The organism is Rhizobium sp. 01T444 (assembly GCF_056398305.1).
In genome coordinates, this window is record NZ_JBFTPD010000286.1 from 1 (window position 1) to 598 (window position 598).

Below are 598 nucleotides of genomic sequence, written 5' to 3' on the forward strand. Positions count from 1 at the left end.
GGTCGTAATCCGCGACGTCGGGTACGACGAACCCGGCAAGCAACAAGCGTTCCGTGACGGCGCCGAGTTCCGGCGCGCTCGCCACCGCGCGCAGCGCGTCGCGCAGGCGCGCGAGTTCATCGGGCGTCAACGCCGCGGTCGCCACCAGCGGCGGGATCGGCATGGCCTGCGTGCTGGCGATGACGCGCACCTGCGCCGCGAGCGCCGGCTCGTTGCGACGCAGCAGGTCGTGGTAGTAACTGTCGAGCGGACCGACGTCGATGGTCCCCGCGGCCAGCGCCTCGATCACGCCGCGCGCGTGAATGAGATTGCCGACGGCCGCGCGGTAGAGCCGCGAAGAGCGCGTCGCGCGATACGGCGCGAGATGATGGCGCAGCGCCACGCCGCCGGACATCGAGTCGGCGAGCGTGTAGCCGACGACACCGCCGAAGCTGTCTTCCAGGCGCTGACAGGCCGAGTCGGCGCGCACCACGATGTCGGTGAAATAGACCGGCCTGCCGCCATAGCGCGCCGGCGAGGGCAGTGGCGCGGCCACCAGCACGGGCCGCGTCGCGCGCTGGGAGAACGGCAGCCCGCACATCATCGCGAGGCCCAGGTC

The 598-nt window shown here is 72.1% G+C and carries 1 protein-coding gene; it reads right to left on the reverse strand.

The window, feature by feature from the left end; genetic code table 11:
- On the reverse strand, positions 1–598 hold a 598-nt coding region (locus AC1DTN_RS38485), incomplete at both ends, for a phosphate/phosphite/phosphonate ABC transporter substrate-binding protein (protein ID WP_477925456.1).